Consider the following 24,888-nt stretch of genomic DNA (forward strand, 5'->3'; position numbering starts at 1 on the left):
AGCTTTCCCGCTCCTCCGTCTACGCCTGCAAGCTCTTCAGATAGATCGACAGCAACTGGATCTGCGACGAGATCCCCAGCTTGCGATAGACGTTCCGCCGATGGACCTTCACCGTCCCCGTCGAAATATTCAGCTTGAGCCCGATCGATTCCGACGAATGCCCCTGCAGCACGAGCTCGATGATCGACGCCTCGCGGTCGGTGAGGTTGAGCTTGCGCCAGACCTTGTCCGCCGCGCTCACCGGCTCGCTGCGCCGCCCGCGCCCCTGCCCCGCAAGCGCGAAGCGTTCCGCAAGGCCGCTCCAGGCCTGGCGCACGAAGGCGGCGACGAAGGGTTCGGCATCCGCCAGCAGCGCGAACTCGGCGGCCGGGAAGCCTCCCGTCTTCTCCCGCCGCATCAGCGAGACGACCACCGTCACGCCGTCGCCCGCCGGCACGAAGAAGCCCAGTTCCTCGGCAAGCCGCGTCTGCGAGTAGTAGGTGCGGTAGTATTCGCTGGAGAAGAAGCGGTCCGGCGCGAGCTCCCGCATGCGGAAGACTCCGGCCCGCCCGGCCCGCGCCGTGTGGTAGAACGGATCGAGCAGGTACGGCCCCACCTGATAAAGCGTGACGAAGACGTGGTAATCGTCCGCATCGAAGGTGCTGAAGAGGTCGATCGGCCGGGCCTTGTCGCGATAGGCGAAGATGACCATGTCGTCGAAGCGCACGAGCGCGCGCGTCATCGCCAGCAGCGCTTCGCCCGCCTGCCCGTCGGAGCGTTCCGCCGCGTCCGTCCAGTCGGCGAGCGTGCGGAAGAGTGCCGTGAAATCGACCCGCATGGCGCTGATGCTCCCCCGATCCCCTTGCGGCGCACGTTTTTCGCCACGCCGGGATATACTCCTTCCATAGCCGGTTTACGGATAAAATACCTCTCTCGGGGTATATACCGCCCACCGGCGGCTGACTAGCATCCTCCCCGACGGTGGCTAAAGCGGCATGAAGATCGCTTCGACGCAACAACCGCAGGGAACAGACGTGACATCCGCCTCCACGAACGACATCGAGTTCCGGTCGGTGACCAAGCGCTATGGCGCGGTGACCGCGGTCTCCGACATAAACCTTTCCGTGCCGAAGGGTGCTTTCGTCGCGCTGCTCGGCCCGTCCGGCTGCGGCAAGACGACCTGCCTTCGCATGATCGGCGGCTTCGAGCAGCCGAGCGAGGGCGAGGTGCTGATATCAGGCACTATCGCCAACGGCGTGCCGGCCTATCGCCGCCCCGTCAACATGGTCTTCCAGCAATATGCGCTCTTCCCGCATTTCGACGTGGAGAAGAACGTCGCCTACGGCCTGAAGCAGCTTCGCCCGAGACTGCCGGCCGAGGAGATATCCCGCCGCGTCGGCGAGGCGCTGGAGATGGTGCGCCTCTCCGGCTTCGCCCGGCGCCGCATCCATGAGATGTCCGGCGGCCAGCAGCAGCGCGTGGCGCTCGCCCGCGCCCTCGTCAACAAGCCCTCCGTGCTTCTCCTCGACGAGCCGCTGGCGGCGCTCGACAAGAAGCTGCGCACCGCCATGCAGATCGAGCTGCAGACGCTCCAGCGCGACCTCGGCATCACCTTCGTTCTAGTCACCCACGACCAGGAGGAAGCGCTGTCGATGAGCGACCTCGTCTGCGTCATGAGCGCCGGCCGCATCCGCCAGTTCGCAACGCCCCAGGAGGTCTACGACCGCCCGGCCGATCTCTTCGTCGCCGATTTCGTCGGCAAGACCAACCGTTTCGACGGCACGCTGGAGGCCGGCGGCACCATCCGCCTCGGCAACGGCACGGCTCTGCCCGCCCCGCGTGGCGATCTTCAGCCGGGCGCCGTCACCGTGGCGCTCCGCCCGGAGGCGATCCGCCTTGCGCGCGGCGCGGCGGGCGCGACGACGCTGGAGGGCACCGTCACCCACCGCATCTTCCTCGGCTCGGCCGCCGAATATTCCATCGCCATCGACGGGCTGGGCGACCTCCTCGTCACCGCCGAACGCCACAATCAATCGGAAAACGACCTCGTCGCGCCGGGCGAACGGGTCGCAATCAGCTTCGATCCCGGTACAGCGCATATCTTTCCGGCCTGAGGGGAAACAGGCCCCAAACACAAGGGAACAGTGTGATGTCGAAATGGTTCAGAGAGAATGCCCCGATCAGCGCCCATGAGCTGACGGAAGAATTCATGCGCCTGAAGCGCGGCTCCGTCACGCGCCGCCACTTCCTCGGCGTCACAGGCCTTGGCCTTGCCGCCGCCGTGCTCGCCCGCCAGCCCGGCCTCTTCAATTCGGCCGCCTATGCGCAGCAGGAAGACCTCGGCTCGGCCATGTCCATCGCCACCTGGCCGAACTATCACGACCCCGCGACCTTCGAGGCCTTCACCGCCGAGACGGGCGTCGCCGTCGAGGTCAACGTCTTCGGCTCGAACGAGGAGATGCTGGCCAAGCTCCAGGCCGGCGGCACCGGCTGGGACCTGTTCGTTCCCACCAACTACACGATCTCCACCTATGCCGGCCTCGGCCTGATCGACCCGCTCGACCTCTCCAGGGTGCCGAACTTCGACCAGAAGCCCCAGAACACGCGCTTCACCAACGAGGGCACCGTCGACGGCAAGGTCTATGCGCTGCCGAAGAACTGGGGCACGACGGGCATCGCCGTCAATTCCGACAAGGTGAAGTCCAGGGTCACGAGCTGGAAGGAATTCTTCGAGATCGCCATGACCGAGGCGGACGGCCGCGCCATGGTGCACGACTACCAGCTCACCACCATCGGCAACGCCCTCGTCTCGCTCGGCTTCTCCTTCAACTCGGTCAAGCCCGAGGAGCTTGCCAAGGCCGAGGAGCTGCTGATCAAGGTCAAGCCGCACCTCTACGCCATCAACAGCGACTACCAGCCCTCCATGCGCGCCACCGACGCCTGGATGACCATGTGCTGGACCAACGACGGCGCGCAGCTCAACCGCGACATCCCGGAAATCCACTTCACGCTCGGCTCCGACGGCGGCGAGATCTGGTCGGACTTCTACGCCGTGCCGACGGCGGCCGCCAACAAGCCGGCCGGCTATGCGCTGCTCAACTACCTGATGGACCCGCAGCATGCGGTGAAGGAGCACATCGCCAACGGCGCGCCCACCACCGACAGCCGCGTCATCGCCCTGCTGCCGGCCGAGATCACCGGCAACAAGATCGTCTATCCGGACGAGGCCGCGCTGACCCCGCTGGAATTCGGCGCCGCCGTGACGCTCACCGACCCGGCGCGGGCGGAACTGATGGCGCGGTTCAAGTCGGCGTAACGGAAAGGCCCCTCCCCACAAGGGGGAGGGGCTTACCGTGCCGCTCCGTTAGCATTCATTATGGAATGGTGAGCAAGCCTCCTCCTTCTCCCCCCTTGTGGGGGAGATGCCGGCAGGCAGAGGGGGTGGCCCCGCGAAGCCGGGGCGTTACGGCAAGACCCCTCCCTAAATCCCTCCCCACAAAGGGGGAGGGACTTAACCAGCAGCACTCTCAGCGTTCGACTTCGAACGGTGGGCGACCCTCGCAGAATTCGCAACAGGACCAACGCAATGCCCCTGACGACGACGGCGAAAAGACGGCTGGTGACGACGGCGCTGCTGGCGCCGGCCTCCCTCTGGCTGTTCGTCTTCCTGGTGCTGCCCTTCATCGCCATGGTGGTCTTCTCCGTTGGCGAACGGGGACCTGCGGGCGGCTATCAGGCGGCCTTCACCTTTGCGCAATATGCCAACCTGCCGGCCCGTTCCGCCGCCTACTGGAACACGCTGATGCTGGCGCCGGTCGGCGCGTTCCTCTGCCTGCTCGTCGCCTATCCGACCGCCTATTACCTCGCCGTCAAGGCGAGCCCGCGCCACCGGCTGCTGCTGGTCTCGCTGGTCGTCGTGCCGTTCTGGACGAGCCTTCTGGTGCGTACCTATGCCTGGATGTACATCCTCGGCTCGCGCGGCATCCCGAACCTCTTCGACATGATCGGCATCGAGAACGTGCGCCTGCTCAACACACCCGGCGCGGTGCTGCTCGGCATCGTCTACGGCTACCTGCCGCTGATGATCATGCCGATCTATGTCAGCCTCGAAAAGCTCGACCGCCGGCTGCTGGAGGCTTCGGCCGATCTCGGTGCGAAGCCCGTCTCGACCTTCTTCTCCGTCACCCTGCCGCTCTCGCTGCCGGGCGTCATGACGGGCGTCGCGCTCGTCACGATCCTGCTGCTCGGCGAATATCTCATTCCGCAGCTTCTCGGCGGCGGCAAGGTGTTCTTCATCGGCAATGCGCTGGTCGACCTCTTCCTGCAATCGCGCAACTGGCCCTTCGGCTCGGCCATCGCCGTCACGCTGGTCGCCATCGTGGTCGTGGTGCTGATGGTCGCCATGCGCATCGCCTGGAAAATCTCCGGCACGAGACAGGTGGACCTCGTCTGATGCGCGCGCTGATAACCTCCGTCTATCTCTTCCTCTACGCGCCCATCGCGCTGGTCGTGCTGTTCTCCTTCAATGCGGGGCGCAATGCCAGCGAGTTCACCGGCTTCTCGACGCAATGGTACGGCAAGGCGCTCGCCAATCCGTTCCTCGTCACCGCGTTGCAGAACAGCCTGATCATCGCGTTTACCAGCGCCACGCTCGCCGCCGTCTTCGGCACCATGGCCGCCCTCGGCCTGGAACGCCTCGGCGCGCGCACCCGCGCCCTCTTCGACGGCCTGCTCGCCGCCGCCATCGTCGTGCCGGGCGTCGTCATCGGCATCGCGACGCTGGTCGCGCTCGTCGCGGTCTTCGGCGTCGTCAATCCGGCCATCGCCTCGCTCTGGCCGGGCGACAAGCCGCCGCAGCTCGGCCTCGGCTACGGCTCGATCATCGCCGCGCACGGGCTCTTCACCATGGCGCTCGTGACGATGATCGTGAAGGCGCGCATCGCCACGCTCGGCCGCGACATCGTCGAGGCCTCGGCCGATCTCTATGCCACGCCCCTCACCACCTTCCGCGATATCGTCCTGCCGCAGATCCTGCCCTCGGTGCTGGCCGGCTTCCTGCTCGCCTTCACCTTCTCCTTCGACGATTTCATCGTGGCCTTCTTCGTCGCGGGCTCCAAGACGACGCTGCCGATCTACGTCTTCGCCTCGATCCGCCGCGGCGTGACGCCGGAGGTCAACGCCATCGCAACGATGGTGCTGGTCGCCTCGCTCTTCCTCATCCTCGTCGCCCGCCTGCTCATGCGGGAGAAGAAAACGAAATCGCCTGCCGGAGAATAACAGATGATCCTGAAGAACCGCGTCGCCATCGTCACCGGGGCGGGCTCCGGCATCGGCCGGGCCGGCGCGCGCATCATGGCGCGCGAGGGCGCGACCGTCTGCGTCGCCGACCGCGACGAGACGCGGGCCGGCGAGACGGTCGATTTCATCCGCAGCGAGGGCGGCACGGCCGAGGCCGTCATCCTCGACGTCACCGACGACGTGGAGCTGAAGATGGCGATTGCCGGCGTGCTCTCGCGCCACGGCCGCATCGACATCCTGCACAACCATGCGGGCGCGCAGGTCGCCGGCGATCTCGAAAGCGTCCCGCTCGACGGGCTGAATCTTTCCTGGAACCTCAACGTGCGCGCCCATCTCATGGCCGCCCGCCTCGTCATGCCGGCCATGAAAGCGCAGGGAAAAGGAGTCATCCTCAACACCTCCTCCTCGTCCGGCGTCCTCTACGACCGCGAGATGATCGCCTATACGACGACCAAGCACGCCGTCATCGCCATGACGAAGCAGATGGCCGGCGACTATGCCCGCCACGGCATCCGCGTCAACGCGCTCTGCCCCGGCTGGGTGGACACGCCCTTCAACGCCCCCTTCATCGACCAGATGGGCGGGCGCGGGGCCATCGAGGACTATATAAGGGAAAAGGTGCCCATGGGCCGCTGGGCGAATGTCGAGGAGATCGCCGAACCGATCCTCTTCCTCGTCTCCGACCGGTCAAGCTACATGACCGGCCAGATTCTCGTGGTGGACGGCGGGGAGACCGTGGTCTAGGCCTGCTTAGCGCAATTCCGGACGCAAAGCCGCTTCACACTTTTGCTGGAATTGCTCAGACGGACCCCATCCCGCCCTGATAGACGACGATGCGCGCGTGATAGGGCACGCGCTTGTAGAGATCGAGCACATCCTGGTTGATGAGGCGCACGCAGCCCGAGGAGACGGCCTTGCCGATGGACTTCCATTCCGGCGAGCCGTGCAGGCGGTAGAGCGTGTCCTGCCCGTTCTGGAAGATATAGAGCGCGCGGGCGCCGAGCGGATTCTTGATGCCCGGGTCCATGCCGCCGTTCGCGACGGAATAGCGCGCAAGGCTCGGCTGGCGCCTGATCATGTCGTCCGGCACCTTCCAGCGCGGCCACGGCTGGCGCCACTGGATGACGCCCTCGCCTTCCCAGGCAAAGCCGTCGCGGCCGATGCCGACGCCGTAGCGCATCGCCGTGCCGCCGAGCTCGACGACATAGAGGAAGCGCGCCGCCGTATCGACGACCACCGTGCCGGCCGGCTCGCCGGTCGGGTCCTTCACGCGCTGGCGGTAATATCTCGGGTCGATTTCCTTGTAAGGGATCGCCGGGATGAGATGGCCGCCATCCTCGACGGCGGCATAGCGCGCCGCCAGTTCCTCGTCCGTCGCCGGCACGATCGGATAGCTGACCTTCCGGGGGATCGGGGCATTCCTGACCGACGTCTCCGAGGTTGCGCATCCCGCAAGCGTCGCGGCAGCGCCCACGAAGAAGGCTCTTCGCGACATAAGACCGATCTCAGACATTCTCGACGTTAACTCCTGCAAGCCGAATATTCATGCAGGATGGCTATCCAACGGGCCGGCCCGCTGGCAAGGCGCGGAGGGATCACATCTTCGGCACTGCACCATCTTCGCCGCACGCCGTTGCGCCGGCGACACGGCCGCGCCGATGCCCGCCTATGACGACTGCCCGGCGAGCCAGTTGTGCCAGTCGTTCTCGCTGCCGGCGAAGACGTTGAGGTCGATCTTGCCCGTCACGCCATGCGACAGGCCCGAGCCGGAATACTGCCAGAACATCCAGCGGCGGTTCGGGTAGCGCTGCGAGGGATGCGCGGCGACCGAACGCAGCCAAAACGGATATTCCGTCAGTTCGCCGGAGAGATTGTCCGCATAGAAATCGGGCGCCGTGTAGATGATCGGGCGCTTGCCGTAGTGCCGCTCCAGCATCTCGGCGAAGACGCGGATCTTCTCGACATATTTCGCGCGCGACAGGCGCTTCTTGCAGGCGGAGTCGCCATTGTATTCGGCGTCGATGACCGGCGGAAGCGCGTCGGGGTCCTTCGGCACGTTGCGGATGAACCATTCGGCCTGCGAACTGGCGACGCGGCACCAGTAGAAGAAGTGGTAGGCGCCGCGGCGGATGCCGGCCTCCTTGGCCAGGCGCCAGTTCTTCTGGAACATCGGGTCGAGGTGGTCGCCGCCGTCGGTCGCCTTGATGAAGGCGAAGTTGGCGCCCTGCGTGCGCAGCTTCATCCAGTCGATGTCGCCCTGCCAGCGCGAAACGTCCACGCCATGCACCTGGTAGTGCTTCGGCGCGCGCTTGCCGAAATTGATAGGATGCGCGTCGCGGAACTGCTGGCTGTAGACGCGCGACCGCTTGCCGAGGCGCAGCGTCGGCATCTCGGCCGTCGCCGCCGAGCCGGACGGGCGTTCGACCGGAACGGCGCCCTGCTTCGTCACCGTCTCGAAGACGTGATTGTCCGGCACCGGACCCGCCCAGGCGAGCATTTCCTGCGCGCCGTCCGCCTTCACCTTGCTCTGGCCGACCGCGACTTCCGGCACCGGCCCGCCGCCCTTGGCGACGGAACTCGTCGTCTCGCGCGACGGCTTGACGGCCAACACCGTTTCCGGGGTCACACTCGACGCACAGCCGGCCAGGGAGGCGCAGCCGAGGAGGATCGCTGTCAGGACCGAAAGACGCATAGGCACTCGCACGCAAAACAAACCGAAGCCCCGTCCACGCGGACGGAATTGCTAACGGAAGATTACCGCGAAATGTTAAATGCAACGTTTACGGCCGACAGTGACATTTCAATCACTTAGATCGGAAACCTCGCACCGTTCCTGACAATTGCCATTAACGAATGCCGCCCTTCACGCCTTTATATGCCCGATGCCCTTCTTCCCGATCTCGTCGAAGGACTCCTCATAACCCGCATCCGCATAGCGGATGACGCCGAGCGAGGTGTCGTTGGTGAGCGCGTGTTCCAGCCGCTCCGCGCCGTCGGCCGTGCCGTCGGCGACGAGCGTGACGCCGCAGCTCGTCATGTAACCCGCATAGCCGCCGCCGCCGGAATGGACGACGACGAGATCGGCCATCGAGGAGCAGAGCAGCATCGCGTCGAGCAGCGGCCAGTCGGCAATGGCGTCCGAACCGTCCTTCATGCGCTCCGTCATGATATTGGGATGCGCCATGGCGCCGGCGTCGAGATGGTCGCGCGAAAAGGCGACCGGCCCTTTCAGTTCACCCGCCGCCACCAGCCGGTTGACGGCGAGCGCCAGCTCCGTGCGCTCGCCATGGCCGAGCCAGGCGATGCGCGCCGGCAGCCCCTCGAAGGGAATGTTTTCGCGCGCAAGGCGGATCCAGTTGGTGACGATGCTGTTGTCGGGGAACATCTCCAGCACAAGGTCGTCGATGCGGGCGATGTCGCTCTCCTCGCCTGACAGCGCCATCCAGCGGAACGGCCCGATGGCCCGCGCAAAGAGCGGCCGCAGATAGGCTTCCGTGAAGATCGGGATGTCAAAGGCATCGGCAACGCCCCCCTCCCGCGCCTGCGTGCGGATGAGGTTGCCGTTGTCGAAGACCTCGGCGCCTCGTTTCTGGAACTCCAGCATCGCCGAGACATGCTCGACGATGGAGGCGCGGCTCGCCGCCATGAGCTGGCCCTGCCCGTCCTCGCGCAGGTCCTTCACCTGCTCCAGGGTCATGCCCTTCGGCACATAGCCGTAGACGAGATCGTGCGCCGAGGTCTGGTCGGTGACGATGTCGGGCACGATGCCGCGCCGGGCGATCTCGGGATAGATTTCCGCCGCGTTGCCGACGAGGCCGATGGACGTCGCCCGCTTCTCCTTGACGGCCGTGTCGATCATCGCGAGCGCGGTGTCGAGATCCGGCGCGACATGCTCCAGATAGCCGACCGCCTTGCGCTTGGCGGCCCGCTCCGGGTCGATGTCGACGCACAGGATCGCCGCGCCCGCCATGCGGCCGGCGAGCGGCTGCGCGCCGCCCATGCCGCCGAGGCCGGCGGTCAGGATGAAGCGCCCGGCAAGGCTGCCGCCGAAGCGCTTTTCCGCGATGCGCATGAAGATTTCATAGGTGCCCTGGATGACGCCCTGGCTGCCGATATACTGCCAGGCGCCCGCCGTCAGGCCGCCCCAGCAGATCAGCCCCTTGCGCTGCAGATCGTAGAACACCTCCGCCTTCGCCCACTGCCCGACGATGTTGCAGTTCGCCATGATGACGAGCGGCGCCTTCGCATGGGTCCTGAGCAGGCCCACCGGCTTGCCGGACTGGATGACCAGCGTCTGGTCCTCCTCCATCTCGCTCAGCGCCTTGACGATGGCCTTGTGCGCCGCCCAGTTGCGCGCCGCCTTGCCGAGCGCGGCATAGACGATCAGGTTGTCCGGATCCTCGCCGACCGCCAGCACGTTTTCCAGAAGCCGCAGCAGCGCCTCCTGCCGCCAGCCCCTTGCGCGCAGCACGTTGCCGCTCGGGATAGGGTAATTCGGATGGCGCGGATTGGGTTTGGGCATGGCTTGTCCCTCTTGCGAATATGTCGTGTTACTTCGGCGGCAGCGTATCGACGAAGGCGATCGCCTCGCCAATCAGGCGGCGACGCAGGACCTCGTCCGAGCAGGCTTCGGGCGAGGCGCGAACCCAGCCCTCCATGGCCCGCTGCCCCATCCTCGCGGGGCCGACGCCATCGATGGCGAGCGCAAAGGCATCATTGCCCTTGCCGAGGCGAACCAGCAGGCCCTGCCTGCTTGCACCGCACAGAAGGTGGCCGTCGAGCAGCCAGGCGAGCCCGCCGAACATCGGCTTTTCCGAGAGCCCGGCGCGAAAGCCGAGATCGGCGCGGACGATGTCCTCCAGTTCCCTGTCCCGCGCCATCATCCGCCCCCGGTCATTTGGCCAGGGCATAGCGGGCGAGCTCGATCCCCATCGCCTTCTCCACCGAGGGGTAGACGGTCGGGTCGAGGACGCTGGAGGCGAGCGGAATGATCGTCTTCGGCACATGCAGCACGAAGACCTTCATGCCGACTTCGAGCTGGCCGACGCTGAGCGGCTCGCCCTCGGGCGAGAGCGTGGTGATCACATCGGGGAAGGTGGCAAGGCGCTTGCCCTCGGCAGACTCGACCGCCATGTACTCGTTCATCACATGCAGCACCGAGGCGCTGTCGCCCGTGCCGAGCGTCACGGTGCCGATGTCGAAGGCTTCCTTCGTATAGACCACGGACTTGTCGGTGATCGTGCCCTCGGAAAGGATCGCGCCGCCCGTCGTCTTCACGATGGCGTCGATGACCGCCGAACCGCCCTTGGCTTCCGCCGCGATGATCGCCTCGCCGAGATCAAGCGCCAGCGAGATGCCGCCGAGTGCCGCGTTCTTGCGCACGTAGGAGGCGCGCAGCGGGTTGCGGCAGGATGCAATGAAGCCGCCGGACATGTCGGACGCCGTGCGCAGGATGGGCGAGACCTTCGCCGTCGCGCCCCGCACGACAAGCTCGATATAGCGGTTCTCCTCGCGGTTCCCGCCGACGGCCGTCTGGATCATCTCGTCGGGCGAACCGGCCATGCCGATGGAGCCCATGTCGCCGGTCGGATGCGCGCGCATGTCGCCGACGGCATCCAGCACCTTCGTGCCGAGGATGGCCGAAGGCAGCCAGCCGTTCAGCGTCGAGGACCTGCCGTTCTGCCCCACCATCAGCGCCGCGACCGTCTCGCCCAGCGCCTCCTGCAGGAGCTCTACCGCCTTCACATAGTCGACGCCGCGCATTTCCCAGGGCGTCGTCGAGGCCGGCGCGCCGATGGCCGCCGCCGTCGCCACCCAGTCGTCGTCGGAGAGCTCGTCGATGGACACCAGTTCCGGCTTGCCGATCGAGACCGCCGCATGGCCCAGCATGCGCCCGTGATCGGCCCAGCCGCCACCGCCGGCGGCATAGACGGAGCCGCCCTTGACCGCCGCCTCGACGTCTTTTTCCTTTAAAATCCGGCCCATCACACGCTCTCCTGAATCACGTCCTGAAGTTTCTCGTCGAGTTGAATCACCGCGTTAAGAAGCACCGCCGCACCGAGCGCGATGTCGTCCGTTTCCGCGAATTCCTCCGGCGCATGGCTGCGCCCGCCAAGGCACGGCACGAAGATCATCGCCGCCCGCGTCACCTTCGCCATGAAGGCCGTGTCGTGCCCCGCGCCGGACGCCATGCGCCGGTGGCTCGCCCCCGCCGCGGCGCAGGCCGCATCCAGAACGTCGAGCACCAGCGGATCGCCCGGCGTCGGCATGTTGTCCGAGATACGGCGCGGCGGCGCGATGACGGTTCCGGTCTCGCGCGCGACGTTCGCTGCGAGCTGCTCGACGGAAGCCGCGAAGACCTCCATCGTCCCACGCTCCTCCGCCCGCGCGTCGATCAGCAGCCGCACCCGCGACGGCACGACATTGGCCGCATTCGGCTCGATGGCGAATTCCCCAACCGTGGCCGTGAAATGCCCCGGCCCGGCCGCCAGCGACGTCGCCAGCGCTTCCACGCCCGTCACCAGACGCGCGGCGGCGGCGAGCGCATCGGCACGGCGGCCCATCGGCGTCGTGCCTGCATGGTCCGCCCGGCCCTCGACGACGATCTCGATGCGTGTGATCCCGGCAATCGCCGTCACCACGCCGATGTCGAGCCTTTCGGTCTCCAGCACCGGCCCCTGCTCGATATGCAGTTCGAGGAAAGCCGCGATGTCTCTTCGTGCTTCTGCGGCAATGCGCGCCGGATCGCCGCCGGCATTGCGAATGCCCGCTTCCAGCGTCAGCCCGTCGCTCTGCCGCGACAGCCAGTCCTCCGGCAGCACGCCCGCCATGCCACGGCTGCCGATGCAGGAGACGCCGAAGATCGAGACCTCCTCGGCCAGGAAATCCACGACCTCCAGATCGTGGTCGAGCGCAATGCCCCGATCGGCCAGCGCCCGCGCCACCTCCAGCGCCACCGCGACGCCGGCGATGCCGTCATAGCGCCCGCCATCCGGCACCGTGTCGGAATGCGAGCCGAGCATGATCGTGCCGAGACCGGGCTTTTTGCCTGCCCGCCGCGCAACGAGATTGCCCGCCGCATCGATGCGCGTCTCAAGACCTGCGGCCTTGAACTTCTCTTCGAGAAACGCCCGCCCCGCCGGGAAAAGGGCGGAGAAAGCCCGCCGCGTATAGGGCCGGCCTGGTTCGGTGATCAGGGCAAGCCCGTCGATCACATCCGCGATGCGGGCGGGATCGACCGGCAGGTTGGACGCGCGGGCCATCAGACGACGCCCGCAACGGCGAGCGTCGGCAGCGGCCGCACGAAGGCGCCGGTGCCGGGTTCGGCGAGCACCGTCGTGCCGTCGAAGGCGAGCCTGCCGCGCAGCCAGGTGGCCGACACCCGCCACGGCAGGCGGATGCCGTTATAGGGCGACCAGCCGACGACGTTGTGACCGCTCGCCGCCGCATCATAGGTGTAAGGCTCGGGCGTCAGCACGGTGATGTCGGCATCCTTGCCGGCTTCGAGCGCGCCCTTGGCGTGGTCCAGCCGGAAATGCCGCGCCGGGTTCAGCGCCATCAGCCCGGCCGCACGCGTCAGCGGGATGCCGCGCTCCAGCGCGCCCTTGATAAAGAGCGGCACCATGACCTCCAGCCCCGGCACGCCGGAGGCGTTGGCCAGCATGTCCGGATCGGTCTTGCGATCCTCCGACCAGCTCACATGGTCGGTGGACACCAGCGTGACATTGCCGGCAGCGACATGCCGCCAGAGCTTTTCCACCTCGGCGCGCGGGCGGATGGGCGGGTTGATCTTCGCCTTGCCGCCGAGCCGGGCGACGTCGTTCTCCTCGTCGAGCGTCAGGTAATGGATGCAGCACTCGACGGTCGCGCGGTGCCCCTGCGCCCGGTAGGCCGCCGCGATCTCGTAGCCGCGGCCGAGCGAGCAATGCACCACATGCGCCGGGCAGCCGGTCGCCGCCCCCGTCTCGTAGATCTGGTTGGAGGCGAACAGCTCCGTCAGCGGCGGGCGCGACAGGCCATGGGCGCGATAATCGGTGATGCCGGCCGCCTTCACCTTGGCGATCGCCGCGCGCACCGCCTCGTCGTCCTCGTTGTGCACGCCGGCCGTCAGCCCGGTCGGCGCGATGGCGCGGAAGCAGTCCTCCAGCAGCGCGGCCGGAATGCGCGGAAAGCGCTTCGGATCCGTGCCGAAGGTGGAGAACTTGAAGGCCGCGACGCCCGCCTCCACCATCTCGCCGATCCGCGCCGGCCCCTCCTCGGGATCGACGGTGCCATAGAGCGCGAAATCCACCCGCGCCTGCGGCCCCGCATGGTCCACCTTGCGCTTCACGGCCTCGGCCGAGCAGACAAGGTTGCCCTCGTCATAGGGCATGTCGACGATGGTCGTGACGCCGCCGGCCGCCGCCGAGCGCGTCGACCAGATGAAATCCTCCTGGTTCTTCTGCGAGAGCGAATGCACCTGCGCATCGATGGCACCGGGCAGGATCAGCGCGCCGGAAAGATCGTGCCGCTCCTTCGCCGCGGGCATAGTGCCCTGGCCGACATGCACCACCTTGCCGTCGCGCACCGCCACATGCCCGCCGTCTACGATGCGGTCCGCGAGAACCACGGTGCCTTTCACAACGAGATCGAAATCGGCCATCGGGGTCTCCGTCAGGGCTTGAGGGCAAAGAAGGCGTCGAAATCCGCCATGGGCGCGGCCTCGACGAAGGCGGCGAGCGCCTCGGGGCTGGCAAGGTCGCGGTCGAGCGCCTCGATCTCGGCGGAGAGCGGCCTGTCCTTGCGATAGAAGGGGGTGATCGCCCGCGTGCGCTGGTAGGCGATGGCCGCCACGCCCTCGACATTGTCGCCGGCAAGGTCCACCGCCTGGGCGGAGAGCATGGCCTCGAGCGCCGCGAGCTGGTGGAGGTCGCGCACCTGGCTTTCCATGCGTTCGACGATGAGCGGCAGGAAGGTCGCCTCCTCCTCCAGTCCGCCGGCAACGACGATGGACTGCGCCGAGATCGGCACGGCCAGCGACTGGATGCGCATGTAGAGCTCCACGGCGAGCTTCAGCAGCGGCCCGAAGCCCGTCGCCGTCTCGCCGGGCGCGACGAGATTGACCGGCAGGTTGCGCCTGACGCCGTTGGACAGCAGCACGCAGCGGTTCAGCACGTTGCGGGCGAGATGGGCAAAGCCCGTCTGCGCCGCCTCGACATAGAGCGTGGTCGACAGCGGCAGCGAGCCGCCGGAGGCCATGACGTGATTGTCGAGCACGACCGGATTGTCGTCCGATTGCGCCGTCGCCTCGACGATGCGCTCGGCCGCATTCATCAGCGTATCGAGGCTGGCGCCGAAGACCTGCGCGGTCATGCGAAGGCTCAGCGGATCGTGGATCGCCGAGGGCGTCGGCCAGTGGCCCGAGGCCACCTGCGCCTCGAACCAGCACCCCGCCAGCGCCTCGCCATGGGCCGAAAGCCGCGCCGCCACGCGCCAGGGATCGGCAGACGCGCCGAGCGCCAGCGAGGATAGAACGCCCGTCACCATGAGGTTGCGGATCGCCTTGGCCGCCTCGCGCACCACATTGGCCGCGGCCGCGTGCGAGATGGCATTGACGCTGAGCGCCGCCAGCGCATCGCGCGGCTGCATGCGGTAGGGGGCGAGGCCCGCGCGCTTCAGCGCTTCGGCCGCCGGCAGGCGCTCGCCGCCGTACCACGCCTCGCCCTCGCCCGTCAGCACGGCTGCGACCTGCCCCATCAGGCCGATGTCCGCACACCCCATCGAGCCGTGCCGCCGCACGACGGGCACGACGTCCCGCTTGAGCAGCCCGAGAAAGGCGTCGATGAGCTCCGGGCTGCAGCCGGAATAGCCGCCGAGCGCGGTGTTGACGCGAATGGCGATCGCCTTGCGCACGATCGGCAGGGCGAAGGGCTCGCCGGTGCCGAAATGGTGCGCCTTCACGAGATTGTTGTTGAACTCGACGAGATCGTCCGCCGTCCACAGCTTGTCCTTCATCGATCCGACGCCGGTATTGGCGCCGTAGATCGGCAGGCCCGTGGCCAGGCGGTCGGTGATCACGCGGCGCGTCATGCGGACACGGCCCATCCCCGTCTCGCAGGCGACCGGCCGCCAGGCGCCGCTGCCGATCGCCTCCAGCACGGCGAAGTCCAGCGGTTGTCCGGTGAGATAGAGCGTATCGGCGGAAGCGAGCATGTTTCAAAAAGCCTGTGTGAAGCAATTCGAGGAAAAATGCGCAAACGGCGTCCCGTTCGCTTTGCATGGAAACCAGGGGCGGATGTTATGCGGAACACGGCCCGAACGTATATCCCAAAATCCGTACGCTTCATGCTACAAGCCGAACGGATGACGGAAGCCGGAGGACCCGCCCGTGGATCTATCCACCCTTTGCCTTGTGCAGGGCATTCTCGAAGAACGCGGCATCCGCAGGGCAGCCGCCCGTGCGGGGCGTCCCGCCTCCAGCGCCAGCGCCGCGCTGCGCCGGGTGGAAGCCGCCCTTTCCGTGCCCCTTGCACGCCGCGAGGGACAGGCCCTCGTGCCGACCCTGGAGGCCGAAGCCCGCCTGCCGCACTTTACCGAGATCGCCCGCGCAGCCGCAGGCCTCGCCGCCCTCGGCGGCGGAGGGGCGGTCCCCGCCGTCTCGCTGTCCGCCCTTGCCCGCTTCGCCGCAACGGCAAGGGCCGGCAGCATCAATGCCGCCGCCAGAAGCCTCGGCCTCGGCCAGCCGCAGCTCACCCGCCAGCTCAGCCATCTGGAGGCGGCCGTCGGCCGCGCGCTGCTCGACCGTTCGGCGAAGGGCATAAGCTGCACCGCGGCCGGCCTCGCGGCTCTGGCGCTCGCCGAGCGCATCGCCACGGCCTGGGACGCGCTTTCCGCCGCCTCCGCCGAGCGCTTCCGCCGCAGCGCCGCCACCTGGCGGCTCGGCACCGTCATCCCTTTCGGCCATGAGAGCGAGATCGCGGCCATGCTCGCGCGCCTCGCCGTCGGCTGGCGCGCCGCCCGCCCGCGCCAGCCGCTCTTCCTTGCCTCCACCACCGCGGACGAGCTCGTCTCGGGCCTGAAGAACCGCCGCTTCGACCTCGTCCTGCTCGACACCGACCGCTACCCCGCCGAATTCGACGGCCGGCTGATCGGCCGCTCGCGGCTCGCCCTCGCCGGCCCCCGCACCTTGGGCAGGTCGCACGACGTCGCCGCCCTCCTGCGGCAGCGCCCCATCGCCGTGCCGAGCCCGCGCAGCGGCCTCAGGCAGATGACGGACCGTTTCCTGGAAGCGACGCTGTCACCGGCGGAACGCGCCCGCCTGACGCTGGTCGAGGTGGATTCGATCCCCGTCATTATCAACCTCGTATTGGACCACGGCCATCTCTCCATCCTGCCGGAGCACTCCGTCGCCAATATCGCCCCGCCCCCGACCCTCCTGCCGCTGGATGAAGCCTACCAGCAGTCGCTCAGCCTCGTCTGGCCGCGCGACGCCCTTTCCCGGCAGGCGGCGGACGCCATGATCGCGCTCCTGTCCGCGCCCTAGCCTTTCGCCCCGGCCCTGAGCCGTCGCCGCGTCTCCGTCGGGCTTTCGTGATAGTGCGCACGGTAGCTGCGCGAGAAGGCGGAGGAGGAGTTGAAGCCGGTGAGCGCGGCGATGTCGGCGAATTCCGCCCTGGTCTCGATCACCCTGCGCCGGGCCGCGTTGAGGCGCAGCGCAAGGTAATGCCGGTGCGGCGCGACGCCCATCGCTTCCTGGAAGAGATCCTGCAGATGCCGCGCGCTGACGCCGACGCGCCTGGCCAGCCGCGCCAGCGTCAGCGGCGCGTCCACCGTCTCCTCCATCAGCCGCACCGCCTGGCTGACGCGCTGGTCCGCCACGCGCATGTTGCCGAGCGCCGGCACCTGCAGCAGCCCGCCGGTGCGCTCGTGCTCGTAGATGAACTGGCGCGAGACCTCGAGCGCCAGCGAATAGCCCTGCCGCCGGCGGATGATCTCCAGCATCAGGTCCAGCGTCGGCAGCGAGCCGCCCGTCGTGATGCGCTTGCCGTCGATGACGTAGCGCTCGCGCATCACCGCGATCTGCGGATAGCGCGAGGCGAAGTCCTCCATGTCCTCCCAGTGGGTGGTGACGGAATGGCCGTCGAGCAGGCTCGCCTCGGCGAGCAGCCAGCTTCCCGATTCGATGCCCGCCATCATGCTGCGATGGCGGGCCGTCTGCGAGAGCTGGCGGCGCAACAGGGATGTCGCACTCATCTGCCACTGATAGCTGGAAAGCACGAAGAGCGGCGCCGTCTCCCGCTCCGGCCGGAACACTCCGTCCACGGGCACGGGGATGCGGCTGCGCGTCTCCACCGGCTCCCCGTCCGGCGAGAAGATGCGCCAGCGGTAAAGCTCCTGCCCCGAGATGCGGTTGGCGGCACGCAGCGGCTCGATCACCGAGGCAACGAGGATGAGGTTCGTCTCGGGCAGCACCAGGATGTCGATGTCGAGCGTGTCGGATGAGGGATCGAGCATGGCGGGAGCTTGGCCGCCTGGCTCTTGAATTGTCAAGGATGGATCCGAAAAGTGAAAGCACTGCGCCTTCTCTTGGCCCGTAATGGCCTCAATGAGAATACCGGGAGAACGACAATGCCTCTTGCCATGAACCGTGACGTCTTCATCACCTGCGCCGTCACCGGCTCCGGCGACACCGCCGGCAAATCCCCCCACGTTCCACGCTCACCCAAGGAGATCGCCGAATCCGCGATCGAGGCCGCGAAAGCCGGCGCCGCCGTCGTGCACTGCCATGTCCGCGATCCGGAAACCGGCGCGCCGAGCCGCCGCAACGATCTCTACCGCGAGGTGACCGAGCGCATCCGCGACGCAGAGGTCGACGTCGTCCTCAACCTCACGGCCGGCATGGGCGGCGACATGACTTTCAGCAATGTCGAACAGCCGCTGCCGCTGAACCCCGCCGGCACCGACATGGTCGGGGCCACCGAGCGCGTTTCCCACGTCGCCGAATGCCTGCCGGAAATCTGCACGCTCGACTGCGGCACGATGAACTTCTCGCTCGGCGACTACGTGATGACCAACACGCCATCCATGCTGCGCGCCATGGGCCGGATGATGACGGACCTCGGCGTGCGCCCGGAGATCGAAGCCTTCGACACCGGCCATCTCTGGTTCGCCAAGCAGCTCGTCGAGGAAGGCGTCATCGAGGATCCGGTGCTCATCCAGCTCTGCATGGGCATTCCGTGGGGCGCGCCCGATGACCTCAACACCTATATGGCGATGGTCAACAACGTGCCCTCCAGCTGGACCTTCTCCGCCTTCTCCATCGGCCGCAACGCCATGGCCTATCCGGCCGCGGCCGTGCTTGCCGGCGGCAATGTCCGCGTCGGCCTCGAAGACAACCTCTATGTCGCCAAGGGCCAGCTCGCCACCAATGCGCAGCTCGTCGACAAGGCCGTCACCATCATCGAAAGCATGGGCGCCCGCGTCATCGGGCCGGCGGAAGTGCGCGAGAAGCTGAAGCTGACGAAGCGCGCGCCGCGTAGCTGACCGGACAGGAAGCGCAAGCCCCCTCATCCGCCCTTCGGGCACCTTCTCCCCGGCGGGGAGAAGGGAAACAGGCCGGGGCTTCGCCACAACTCCCTTCTCCCCTCGGGGAGAGGTGCCGGCAGGCGGATGAGGGGCAGCGACGCCCGCACACATAACGAATTGAGGGAACGCATGAGCACGACCACCATCAACAAGGCAGCTTGCGTCGGCGGCGGCGTCATCGGCGGCGCGTGGGTCGCCCGCTTTGCGCTGGCCGGCATCGACGTCAAGGTCTTCGACCCGCATCCGGAAGCCGAGCGCATCATCGGCGAGGTCATGGCCAATGCCGAGCGCGCCTACGGCATGCTCACCATGGCGCCCCTGCCGCCGAAGGGCAAGGTCACCTTCTGCAAGAGCATTCACGAAGCCGTCGAAGACGCTGACTGGATTCAGGAAAGCGTGCCAGAGCGGCTGGAGCTGAAGCGTGGCGTCCTGACCCAGATCGACGCCGCCGCAAAGCCCGACGCCCTGATCGGCTCCTCCACCTCGGGCCTGATGCCGACCGATCTCCAGCGGGACATGAAGCATCCCGAGCGCCTGTTCGTGGCGCATCCCTACAACCCCGTCTACCTGCTGCCGCTCGCCGAACTCGTCGGCGGCCAGAAGACGTCGCGCGCCGTGCTGGAGGATGCCAGAGCCAAGCTCGCCCCCATCGGCATGAAGGGCGTGATCATCAACAAGGAGATCGAGGCCTTCGTCGGCGACCGGCTGCTCGAAGCCGTCTGGCGCGAGGGTCTATGGCTCATCAAGGACGACATCTGCGACACGGAAACGCTGGACGACGTGATCCGCTACTCCTTCGGCATGCGCTGGGCGCAGATGGGCATGTTCGAGACCTACCGCATCGCCGGCGGCGAGGCGGGCATGCGCCACTTCCTCGCCCAGTTCGGCCCCTGCCTCTCCTGGCCCTGGACGAAGCTCACCGACGTCGTAGACCTCAACGACGAACTGGTGGAGAAGATCGCGAACCAGTCGGACGCCCAGTCCGGCGCGCGCGGCATCCGCGAGCTGGAGCGCATCCGCGACCAGAACCTCGTCGGCATCATGCACGCATTGAAGGCGGGCGACGAGGGTCGCGGCTGGGGTTCCGGCAAGCTGCTCGCCGAATTCGAGCAGCACCTGTGGGCCAGGGCCGGCAAGGCGAAGGTCGAGGTGTCCGCCGCCGAACCGCTCCGCCTCGTCGACACCCGGGTCAACGCCGCCTGGGTCGACTACAACGGCCACATGACGGAGCACCGCTATCTCCAGCTCTTCGGCGATACGTCCGACGCGCTGCTGCGCCTCATCGGCGTCGACTTCGCCTATGTCGAGGCCGGCCACAGCTACTACACGGTGGAAACCCACATCCGCCATCTCGGCGAGGCCAGGCTCGGCCAGGCGCTCTACACGACGCTCCAGCTGCTTTCCTCGGACAGGAAGCGACTGCACTTCTTCACCCGCATCCACGACGCGGCAACCGGCGACGTCATCGCGACGGCGGAGCAGATGATGGTGCACGTGGACTCGGAGGCCGGCAAGAGCGCCGACGCGCCCGCCGAGGTGCTGGCGAAGATCGCGCCGATTGCCGAAGCCCATGCGAAGCTGGCCGTGCCGGAGGGTGCGGGCCGCAGCGTCGGGCAAAAGAAAGCGCAGTAAGAACGGGGCCCCTCACCCTAACCCTCTCCCCGCAAGCGGGCAGAGGGGACCTGCCCAAAGCAGGCTCGGGAATGGAGGAAAACGGCGCGGCAAATCCCTTCTCCCCGCCTGCGGGGAGAAGGTGGCGGCAGCCGGATGAGGGGCAAAACAAACGAGGGGAATACCATGAATTTCGCACTCACCGACGAACAGCAGATGATCGTGGACACGGTCCGCGCCTTCGTCGAAACGGAAATCTACCCGCACGAGAACGAGGTCGAGCGCACCGGCCATGTGCCGCCGGAACTCGGCCTGGAAATCGCCCGCAAGTGCAAGGAGATCGGCTTCTTCGGCTGCAACATGCCCGAAGAGGTCGGCGGCGCTGGCCTCGACCACACATCCTTCACACTGGTCGAGCGTGAACTCGGCCGCGGCTCGATGGCGCTGACGGTCTTCTTCGGCCGCCCCTCCGGCATCCTGATGGCCTGCAACGACGAGCAGCGCGAACGCTACCTCCTGCCCGCCGTCAGCGGCGAGAAATTCGATGCGCTGGCCATGACCGAGCCGGACGCCGGCTCGGACGTGCGCGGCATGAAGTGCTTTGCCCGGAAAGACGGCGACGACTGGGTCGTCAACGGCACCAAGCATTTCATCAGCCACGCCAACATCGCCGATTTCGTCATCGTCTTCATCGCCACCGGCGAGGAGGACACGCCGCGCGGCAGGAAGAAGCTCATCACCTGCTTCCTCGTCGACCGCGGCACACCCGGCTTCGAGATCCGCGAGGGCTACAACTCCGTCTCGCACCGCGGCTACAAGAACTGCATCCTCACCTTCGACGAATGCCGCCTGCCCTCCGCCCAGATCCTCGGCGAGGTGCACAAGGGCTTCGACATCGCCAACGACTGGCTCTACGCGACGCGCCTCACCGTCGCCGCCACCTCCGTCGGCCGGGCCCGCCGCGCCTTCGACTACGCCCTGAACTACGCGGCCGAGCGAAAACAGTTCGGCAAGCCGATCGGCGCGAACCAGGGCGTTTCCTTCAAGCTCGCCGACATGATCACCGAGATCGACGCCGCCGACCTGCTGACGCTGTCGGCCGCCTGGCGCCTCGACCAGGGCCTGCCGTCGAACCGCGAGATCGCCTCGGCCAAGGTCTACGCGACGGAGATGCTCGCCCGCGTCACCGACGAGGCGATCCAGATCTATGGCGGCATGGGCCTGATGGACGACCTGCCGCTCGCCCGCTTCTGGCGCGACGCCCGCGTCGAGCGCATCTGGGACGGCACGTCGGAAATCCAGCGGCACATCATCAGCCGCGACCTGCTGCGGCCGCTGGGGGCTTGAGGATGGGCATGGCGATGAAGACCCCTTCCCAACCTCTCCCCACAAGGAGGAGGGACTTACGATGCCGCTCCCGCTGCATATTATTGAAAACGCCGCTGCTGGCAGGATCGGCGCGAGGGCGGGAAGCGGCGCGGCCCGTTAAGTCCCTCCCCCTTGTGGGGAGAGGTTGGGTAGGGGTCTTGCCCCATGACGGAGCCCCAGCATGACCCGTTCCCTCGACCGCCTCATCCGCCCCAAATCCATCGCCGTCTTCGGCGGCAAGGAAGCCCGGCGTGTCATCCACCAGTGCGACAAGATGGGCTTTTCCGGCGAGATCTGGCCGGTACACCCCCGCGAGGAGGAAATCCTCGGCCGCAAATGCTACCGCTCGGTCGCAGACCTACCCGGCGCGCCGGACGCCTCCTTCGTCGGCGTCAACCGCGAACTCACCATCGGCATCATCCGCGATCTTTCGGCGCGCGGCGCGGGCGGCGCGGTCTGCTACGCCTCGGGCTTCCGCGAGGCCGTCAGCGAGCTTGCCGACGGCGACGACCTGCAGAAGGCGCTGGTGGACGCCGCCGGCGATATGCCGATCCTCGGCCCCAACTGCTACGGCTTCATCAACATGCTGGACGGCGCCCTGCTCTGGCCCGACCAGCACGGCATGCTGCGCATCGAGAAGGGCGTCGCCGTCCTCACGCAATCCTCCAACATCGCCTGCAACGTCTCCATGCAGCAGCGCGGCCTGCCGCTCGCCTATATCCTGACGGCCGGCAACCAGGCGCAGACCGGCCTTGCCGACCTCGCCTCAGCCGTGCTCGAAGACCCGCGCGTCACCGCCGTCGGCCTGCATATCGAGGGCTTCGACAGCCTCGCCTCGCTGGAGCGCCTCGGCCTTCGCGCCCGCGAGCTGAAGAAGCCCGTCGTCACGCTGAAGGTCGGCAAGTCGGAACAGGCGCAGCTTGCCGCCGTCTCGCACACCGCCTCGCTCGCCGGCAACGACGCCGTCTCCTCGGCGCTGCTTTCCCGCCTCGGCATCGGCCGTGTCGAGACCCTGCCGGAACTGCTGGAAACGCTGAAGCTGCTGCACATCGCCGGCCCGCTGCCGAGCCACGACATCTCCTCCATGTCCTGCTCGGGCGGCGAGGCCTCGCTGATGGCGGATGCTGGGGTGAAGCGGAAGGTCGTCTACCGCGACCTGAAGCCGGAGCAGCGCCAGCCGCTGCGCGAAACGCTCGGCCAGATGGTGACGATCTCCAACCCGCTCGACTACCACACCTTCGTCTGGGGCAACCGCGAGAAGCAGACCGCCGCCTTCACCACGATGATGCGGGGCGGCTACGCGCTGAACCTCGTCGTCCTCGACTTCCCCCGCCTCGACCGCTGCGACGCGGCCGACTGGATCACCACCTGCGAGGCCCTCATCGACGCCGCGCGCGCGACCGGAGAAAATGCCGGCATCGTCGCCAGCATGGGCGAGAACCTGCCGGAGGAGACCGCCGAGATGCTGATGCGCAACGGCGTCGTCCCCTTCTACGGCATCGAGGAGGCCCTTGCCGCAGCGGAGGCTGCCGCCGGCATCGGCGAAGCCTGGTCGCAGCCCCTCTCCGCCCCGCTGCTCAAGGCCCCGGCCGGCGAAGGCGAGGCGATCACGCTCACCGAGCACGAGGCCAAGCAGGCCCTCGCCGCCCACGGCCTGCCGGTGCCGAAGGGCCTGACCGCCGCAACGGCGGAAGCCGCCGCCGAGGCTGCCGAAACGCTCGGCTTTCCCGTCGTGCTCAAAGGCCTTGGCGTTGCGCACAAGACGGAAGCCGGCGCGGTCAAGCTCAACCTCGCCAGCCGCGAGGCCGTCCTCGATGCAGCAAGGGCCATGGCCGGCGTCGCCTCGGGTTTCCTCGTGGAGAAGATGGTGGGCAGGCCGGTCGCCGAGCTCATCGTCGGCGCGATGCGCGATCCCGTCGCCGGCCCGGTGCTCACCGTCGGCGCGGGCGGCATCCTCGTGGAACTGCTGGAGGATTCGGCGATCCTGACCCTGCCGGCCGACGAGAACGCGATCCGCGCGGCGATCTCCGGCCTCAAGGTCGCCAGGCTCCTCGCCGGTTATCGCTGCGGAGCGAGGGGCGATATGGACGCCCTTGTCGCCGCCGTCGCATCAGCGGCATCCTATGTCGTTTCAAACGCTTCAATAATCGAAGAACTTGACATTAATCCTATAATGGTGCTGCCCGCCGGCGACGGTGTCGTCGCGGCCGACGCCCTGATCCGTCTGAGGAAAAACCCATGACCGGACCGATAAGACAGCGCCGCGAAGGCGGCATCCTCGAAGTCACGATCGATCGTCCCAAGGCGAACGCCATCGATCTTGCGACCAGCCGCGTCATGGGCAGGATCTTTGCCGATTTCCGCGACGACGAGACCCTGCGCGTCGCCATCATCACCGGGGCAGGAGAAAAATTCTTCTGTCCGGGATGGGACCTCAAGGCGGCCGCCGCCGGCGACGCCGTGGACGGCGACTACGGCGTCGGCGGCTTCGGCGGCATGCAGGAACTGCGCGACCTCAACAAGCCGATCATCGCCGCGGTCAACGGCATCTGCTGCGGCGGCGGGCTGGAGATCGCGCTCTCCACCGACCTGATTCTCGCCGCCGAGCACGCGACCTTCGCCCTGCCGGAAATCCGCTCCGGCACCGTGGCGGATGCCGCCTCGATCAAGCTGCCGAAGCGCATTCCCTACCACATCGCCATGGACATGCTGCTGACCGGTCGCTGGCTGGATGTCGAGGAGGCGCACCGCTGGGGTTTCGTCAACGAGATCCTGCCGGCGGACAGGCTCATGGACCGGGCCTGGGACCTGGCGCGCCTGCTCGAAAGCGGCCCGCCGCTCGTCTACGCCGCCATCAAGGAGGTCGTGCGCGCCGCCGAGGGCGAGGCCTTCCAGACGACGATGAACAGGATCACCAGGCGGCAGTTCCGCACGGTCGACATTCTCTATTCCAGCGAGGACCAGCTCGAAGGCGCGCGCGCCTTCGCGGAAAAGCGCGACCCCGTCTGGAAGGGACGTTGAGGACGAGGCCCCGCATCAGGCGCGTTGCTCGACAGGATTGGAATCTCA

The 24,888-nt window shown here is 67.4% G+C and carries 21 protein-coding genes; 11 read left to right on the top strand and 10 right to left on the bottom strand.

What is annotated here, in order from left to right:
* Positions 1 to 19: 19 nt before the first annotated feature.
* Positions 20 to 817 (bottom strand): LuxR C-terminal-related transcriptional regulator, encoded by a 798-nt coding sequence (locus L0976_RS02805; protein ID WP_234186000.1) that lies wholly within the window; start codon positions 815 to 817, stop codon positions 20 to 22.
* A gap of 196 nt (positions 818 to 1,013) precedes the next feature.
* Between L0976_RS02805 and L0976_RS02810 the strand changes: the two genes are divergently transcribed.
* The 5 genes from L0976_RS02810 to L0976_RS02830 all read left to right on the top strand — a co-directional run bounded on the left by L0976_RS02810 (position 1,014) and on the right by L0976_RS02830 (position 6,021).
* The gene (locus L0976_RS02810) at positions 1,014 to 2,093 is read left to right on the top strand and encodes an ABC transporter ATP-binding protein (RefSeq protein WP_234186001.1); all 1,080 of its coding nucleotides are present in this window, start codon (positions 1,014 to 1,016) and stop codon (positions 2,091 to 2,093) included.
* A gap of 35 nt (positions 2,094 to 2,128) precedes the next feature.
* The gene (locus L0976_RS02815; protein ID WP_234186002.1) at positions 2,129 to 3,295 is read left to right on the top strand and encodes a spermidine/putrescine ABC transporter substrate-binding protein; all 1,167 of its coding nucleotides are present in this window, start codon (positions 2,129 to 2,131) and stop codon (positions 3,293 to 3,295) included.
* Positions 3,296 to 3,565: 270 nt separating this feature from the next.
* A complete protein-coding gene (locus tag L0976_RS02820) occupies positions 3,566 to 4,432 on the top strand; it encodes an ABC transporter permease (RefSeq protein WP_234186003.1) in 867 nt (288 codons plus the stop codon).
* Positions 4,432 to 5,256 (top strand): ABC transporter permease, encoded by an 825-nt coding sequence (locus L0976_RS02825; protein ID WP_234186004.1) that lies wholly within the window; start codon positions 4,432 to 4,434, stop codon positions 5,254 to 5,256. Before L0976_RS02820 ends, L0976_RS02825 begins: the two co-directional genes overlap by 1 nt.
* 3 nt (positions 5,257 to 5,259) lie before the next feature.
* Positions 5,260 to 6,021 carry an SDR family NAD(P)-dependent oxidoreductase gene (locus L0976_RS02830; RefSeq protein ID WP_234186005.1) on the top strand — a complete coding sequence of 254 codons (762 nt, stop codon included), beginning with the start codon at positions 5,260 to 5,262 and terminating at the stop codon, positions 6,019 to 6,021.
* Positions 6,022 to 6,076: 55 nt separating this feature from the next.
* Here L0976_RS02830 and L0976_RS02835 read toward each other — a convergent pair whose 3' ends face one another.
* From L0976_RS02835 to L0976_RS02870, 8 genes are all read right to left on the bottom strand, one after another.
* Positions 6,077 to 6,790, bottom strand: coding sequence for a L,D-transpeptidase (locus tag L0976_RS02835; RefSeq protein ID WP_234186006.1), 714 nt, complete (start codon positions 6,788 to 6,790; stop codon positions 6,077 to 6,079).
* 153 nt (positions 6,791 to 6,943) lie between these two features.
* A complete protein-coding gene (locus L0976_RS02840) occupies positions 6,944 to 7,969 on the bottom strand; it encodes a glycoside hydrolase family 25 protein (RefSeq protein ID WP_234186007.1) in 1,026 nt (341 codons plus the stop codon).
* A 171-nt stretch (positions 7,970 to 8,140) separates the two neighbouring features.
* Complete coding sequence (locus L0976_RS02845; protein ID WP_234186008.1) at positions 8,141 to 9,799, bottom strand: urocanate hydratase; 1,659 nt, start codon at positions 9,797 to 9,799, stop codon at positions 8,141 to 8,143.
* 28 nt (positions 9,800 to 9,827) lie between these two features.
* Entirely contained in the window at positions 9,828 to 10,157 is a 330-nt protein-coding gene (locus L0976_RS02850) for a TfoX/Sxy family protein (RefSeq protein ID WP_234186009.1), read from the bottom strand.
* Positions 10,158 to 10,170: 13 nt separating this feature from the next.
* On the bottom strand, positions 10,171 to 11,262 hold the full coding sequence (locus tag L0976_RS02855) for a DUF917 domain-containing protein (protein WP_234186010.1): 1,092 nt from the start codon (positions 11,260 to 11,262) through the stop codon (positions 10,171 to 10,173).
* A complete protein-coding gene (locus L0976_RS02860; protein WP_234186011.1) occupies positions 11,262 to 12,539 on the bottom strand; it encodes a Zn-dependent hydrolase in 1,278 nt (425 codons plus the stop codon). Before L0976_RS02860 ends, L0976_RS02855 begins: the two co-directional genes overlap by 1 nt.
* Positions 12,539 to 13,918, bottom strand: a complete 1,380-nt coding sequence (locus L0976_RS02865; RefSeq protein WP_234186012.1) for a dihydroorotase family protein — start codon at positions 13,916 to 13,918, stop codon at positions 12,539 to 12,541. Before L0976_RS02865 ends, L0976_RS02860 begins: the two co-directional genes overlap by 1 nt.
* A gap of 11 nt (positions 13,919 to 13,929) precedes the next feature.
* Positions 13,930 to 15,468 carry an aromatic amino acid lyase gene (locus tag L0976_RS02870; protein ID WP_234186013.1) on the bottom strand — a complete coding sequence of 513 codons (1,539 nt, stop codon included), beginning with the start codon at positions 15,466 to 15,468 and terminating at the stop codon, positions 13,930 to 13,932.
* A gap of 175 nt (positions 15,469 to 15,643) precedes the next feature.
* Between L0976_RS02870 and L0976_RS28725 the strand changes: the two genes are divergently transcribed.
* Positions 15,644 to 16,798 (top strand): LysR family transcriptional regulator, encoded by a 1,155-nt coding sequence (locus L0976_RS28725; RefSeq protein WP_234186014.1) that lies wholly within the window; start codon positions 15,644 to 15,646, stop codon positions 16,796 to 16,798.
* Here L0976_RS28725 and L0976_RS02880 read toward each other — a convergent pair.
* The gene (locus L0976_RS02880) at positions 16,795 to 17,769 is read right to left on the bottom strand and encodes a GlxA family transcriptional regulator (RefSeq protein WP_234186015.1); all 975 of its coding nucleotides are present in this window, start codon (positions 17,767 to 17,769) and stop codon (positions 16,795 to 16,797) included. The two genes, L0976_RS28725 and L0976_RS02880, sit on opposite strands and share 4 nt — an antisense overlap.
* Before the next feature lie 114 nt (positions 17,770 to 17,883).
* On the opposite strand from L0976_RS02880, the gene L0976_RS02885 reads away from it, so the two are divergent.
* The 5 genes from L0976_RS02885 (at position 17,884) to L0976_RS02905 (ending at position 24,840) form a co-directional block, all read left to right on the top strand.
* Complete coding sequence (locus L0976_RS02885) at positions 17,884 to 18,798, top strand: 3-keto-5-aminohexanoate cleavage protein (protein ID WP_234186016.1); 915 nt, start codon at positions 17,884 to 17,886, stop codon at positions 18,796 to 18,798.
* Positions 18,799 to 18,969: 171 nt separating this feature from the next.
* On the top strand, positions 18,970 to 20,472 hold the full coding sequence (locus L0976_RS02890) for a carnitine 3-dehydrogenase (RefSeq protein WP_234186017.1): 1,503 nt from the start codon (positions 18,970 to 18,972) through the stop codon (positions 20,470 to 20,472).
* Between the two features lie 165 nt (positions 20,473 to 20,637).
* Positions 20,638 to 21,798 carry an acyl-CoA dehydrogenase family protein gene (locus tag L0976_RS02895; protein ID WP_234186018.1) on the top strand — a complete coding sequence of 387 codons (1,161 nt, stop codon included), beginning with the start codon at positions 20,638 to 20,640 and terminating at the stop codon, positions 21,796 to 21,798.
* Positions 21,799 to 22,000: 202 nt separating this feature from the next.
* Positions 22,001 to 24,061, top strand: coding sequence for an acetate--CoA ligase family protein (locus L0976_RS02900; protein WP_234186019.1), 2,061 nt, complete (start codon positions 22,001 to 22,003; stop codon positions 24,059 to 24,061).
* A complete protein-coding gene (locus tag L0976_RS02905) occupies positions 24,058 to 24,840 on the top strand; it encodes a carnitinyl-CoA dehydratase (RefSeq protein ID WP_234186020.1) in 783 nt (260 codons plus the stop codon). Before L0976_RS02900 ends, L0976_RS02905 begins: the two co-directional genes overlap by 4 nt.
* The last annotated feature ends 48 nt before the right edge of the window (positions 24,841 to 24,888 follow it).

It is taken from the genome of Shinella sp. NM-101, from assembly GCF_021401195.1.
Lineage (GTDB): Bacteria > Pseudomonadota > Alphaproteobacteria > Rhizobiales > Rhizobiaceae > Shinella.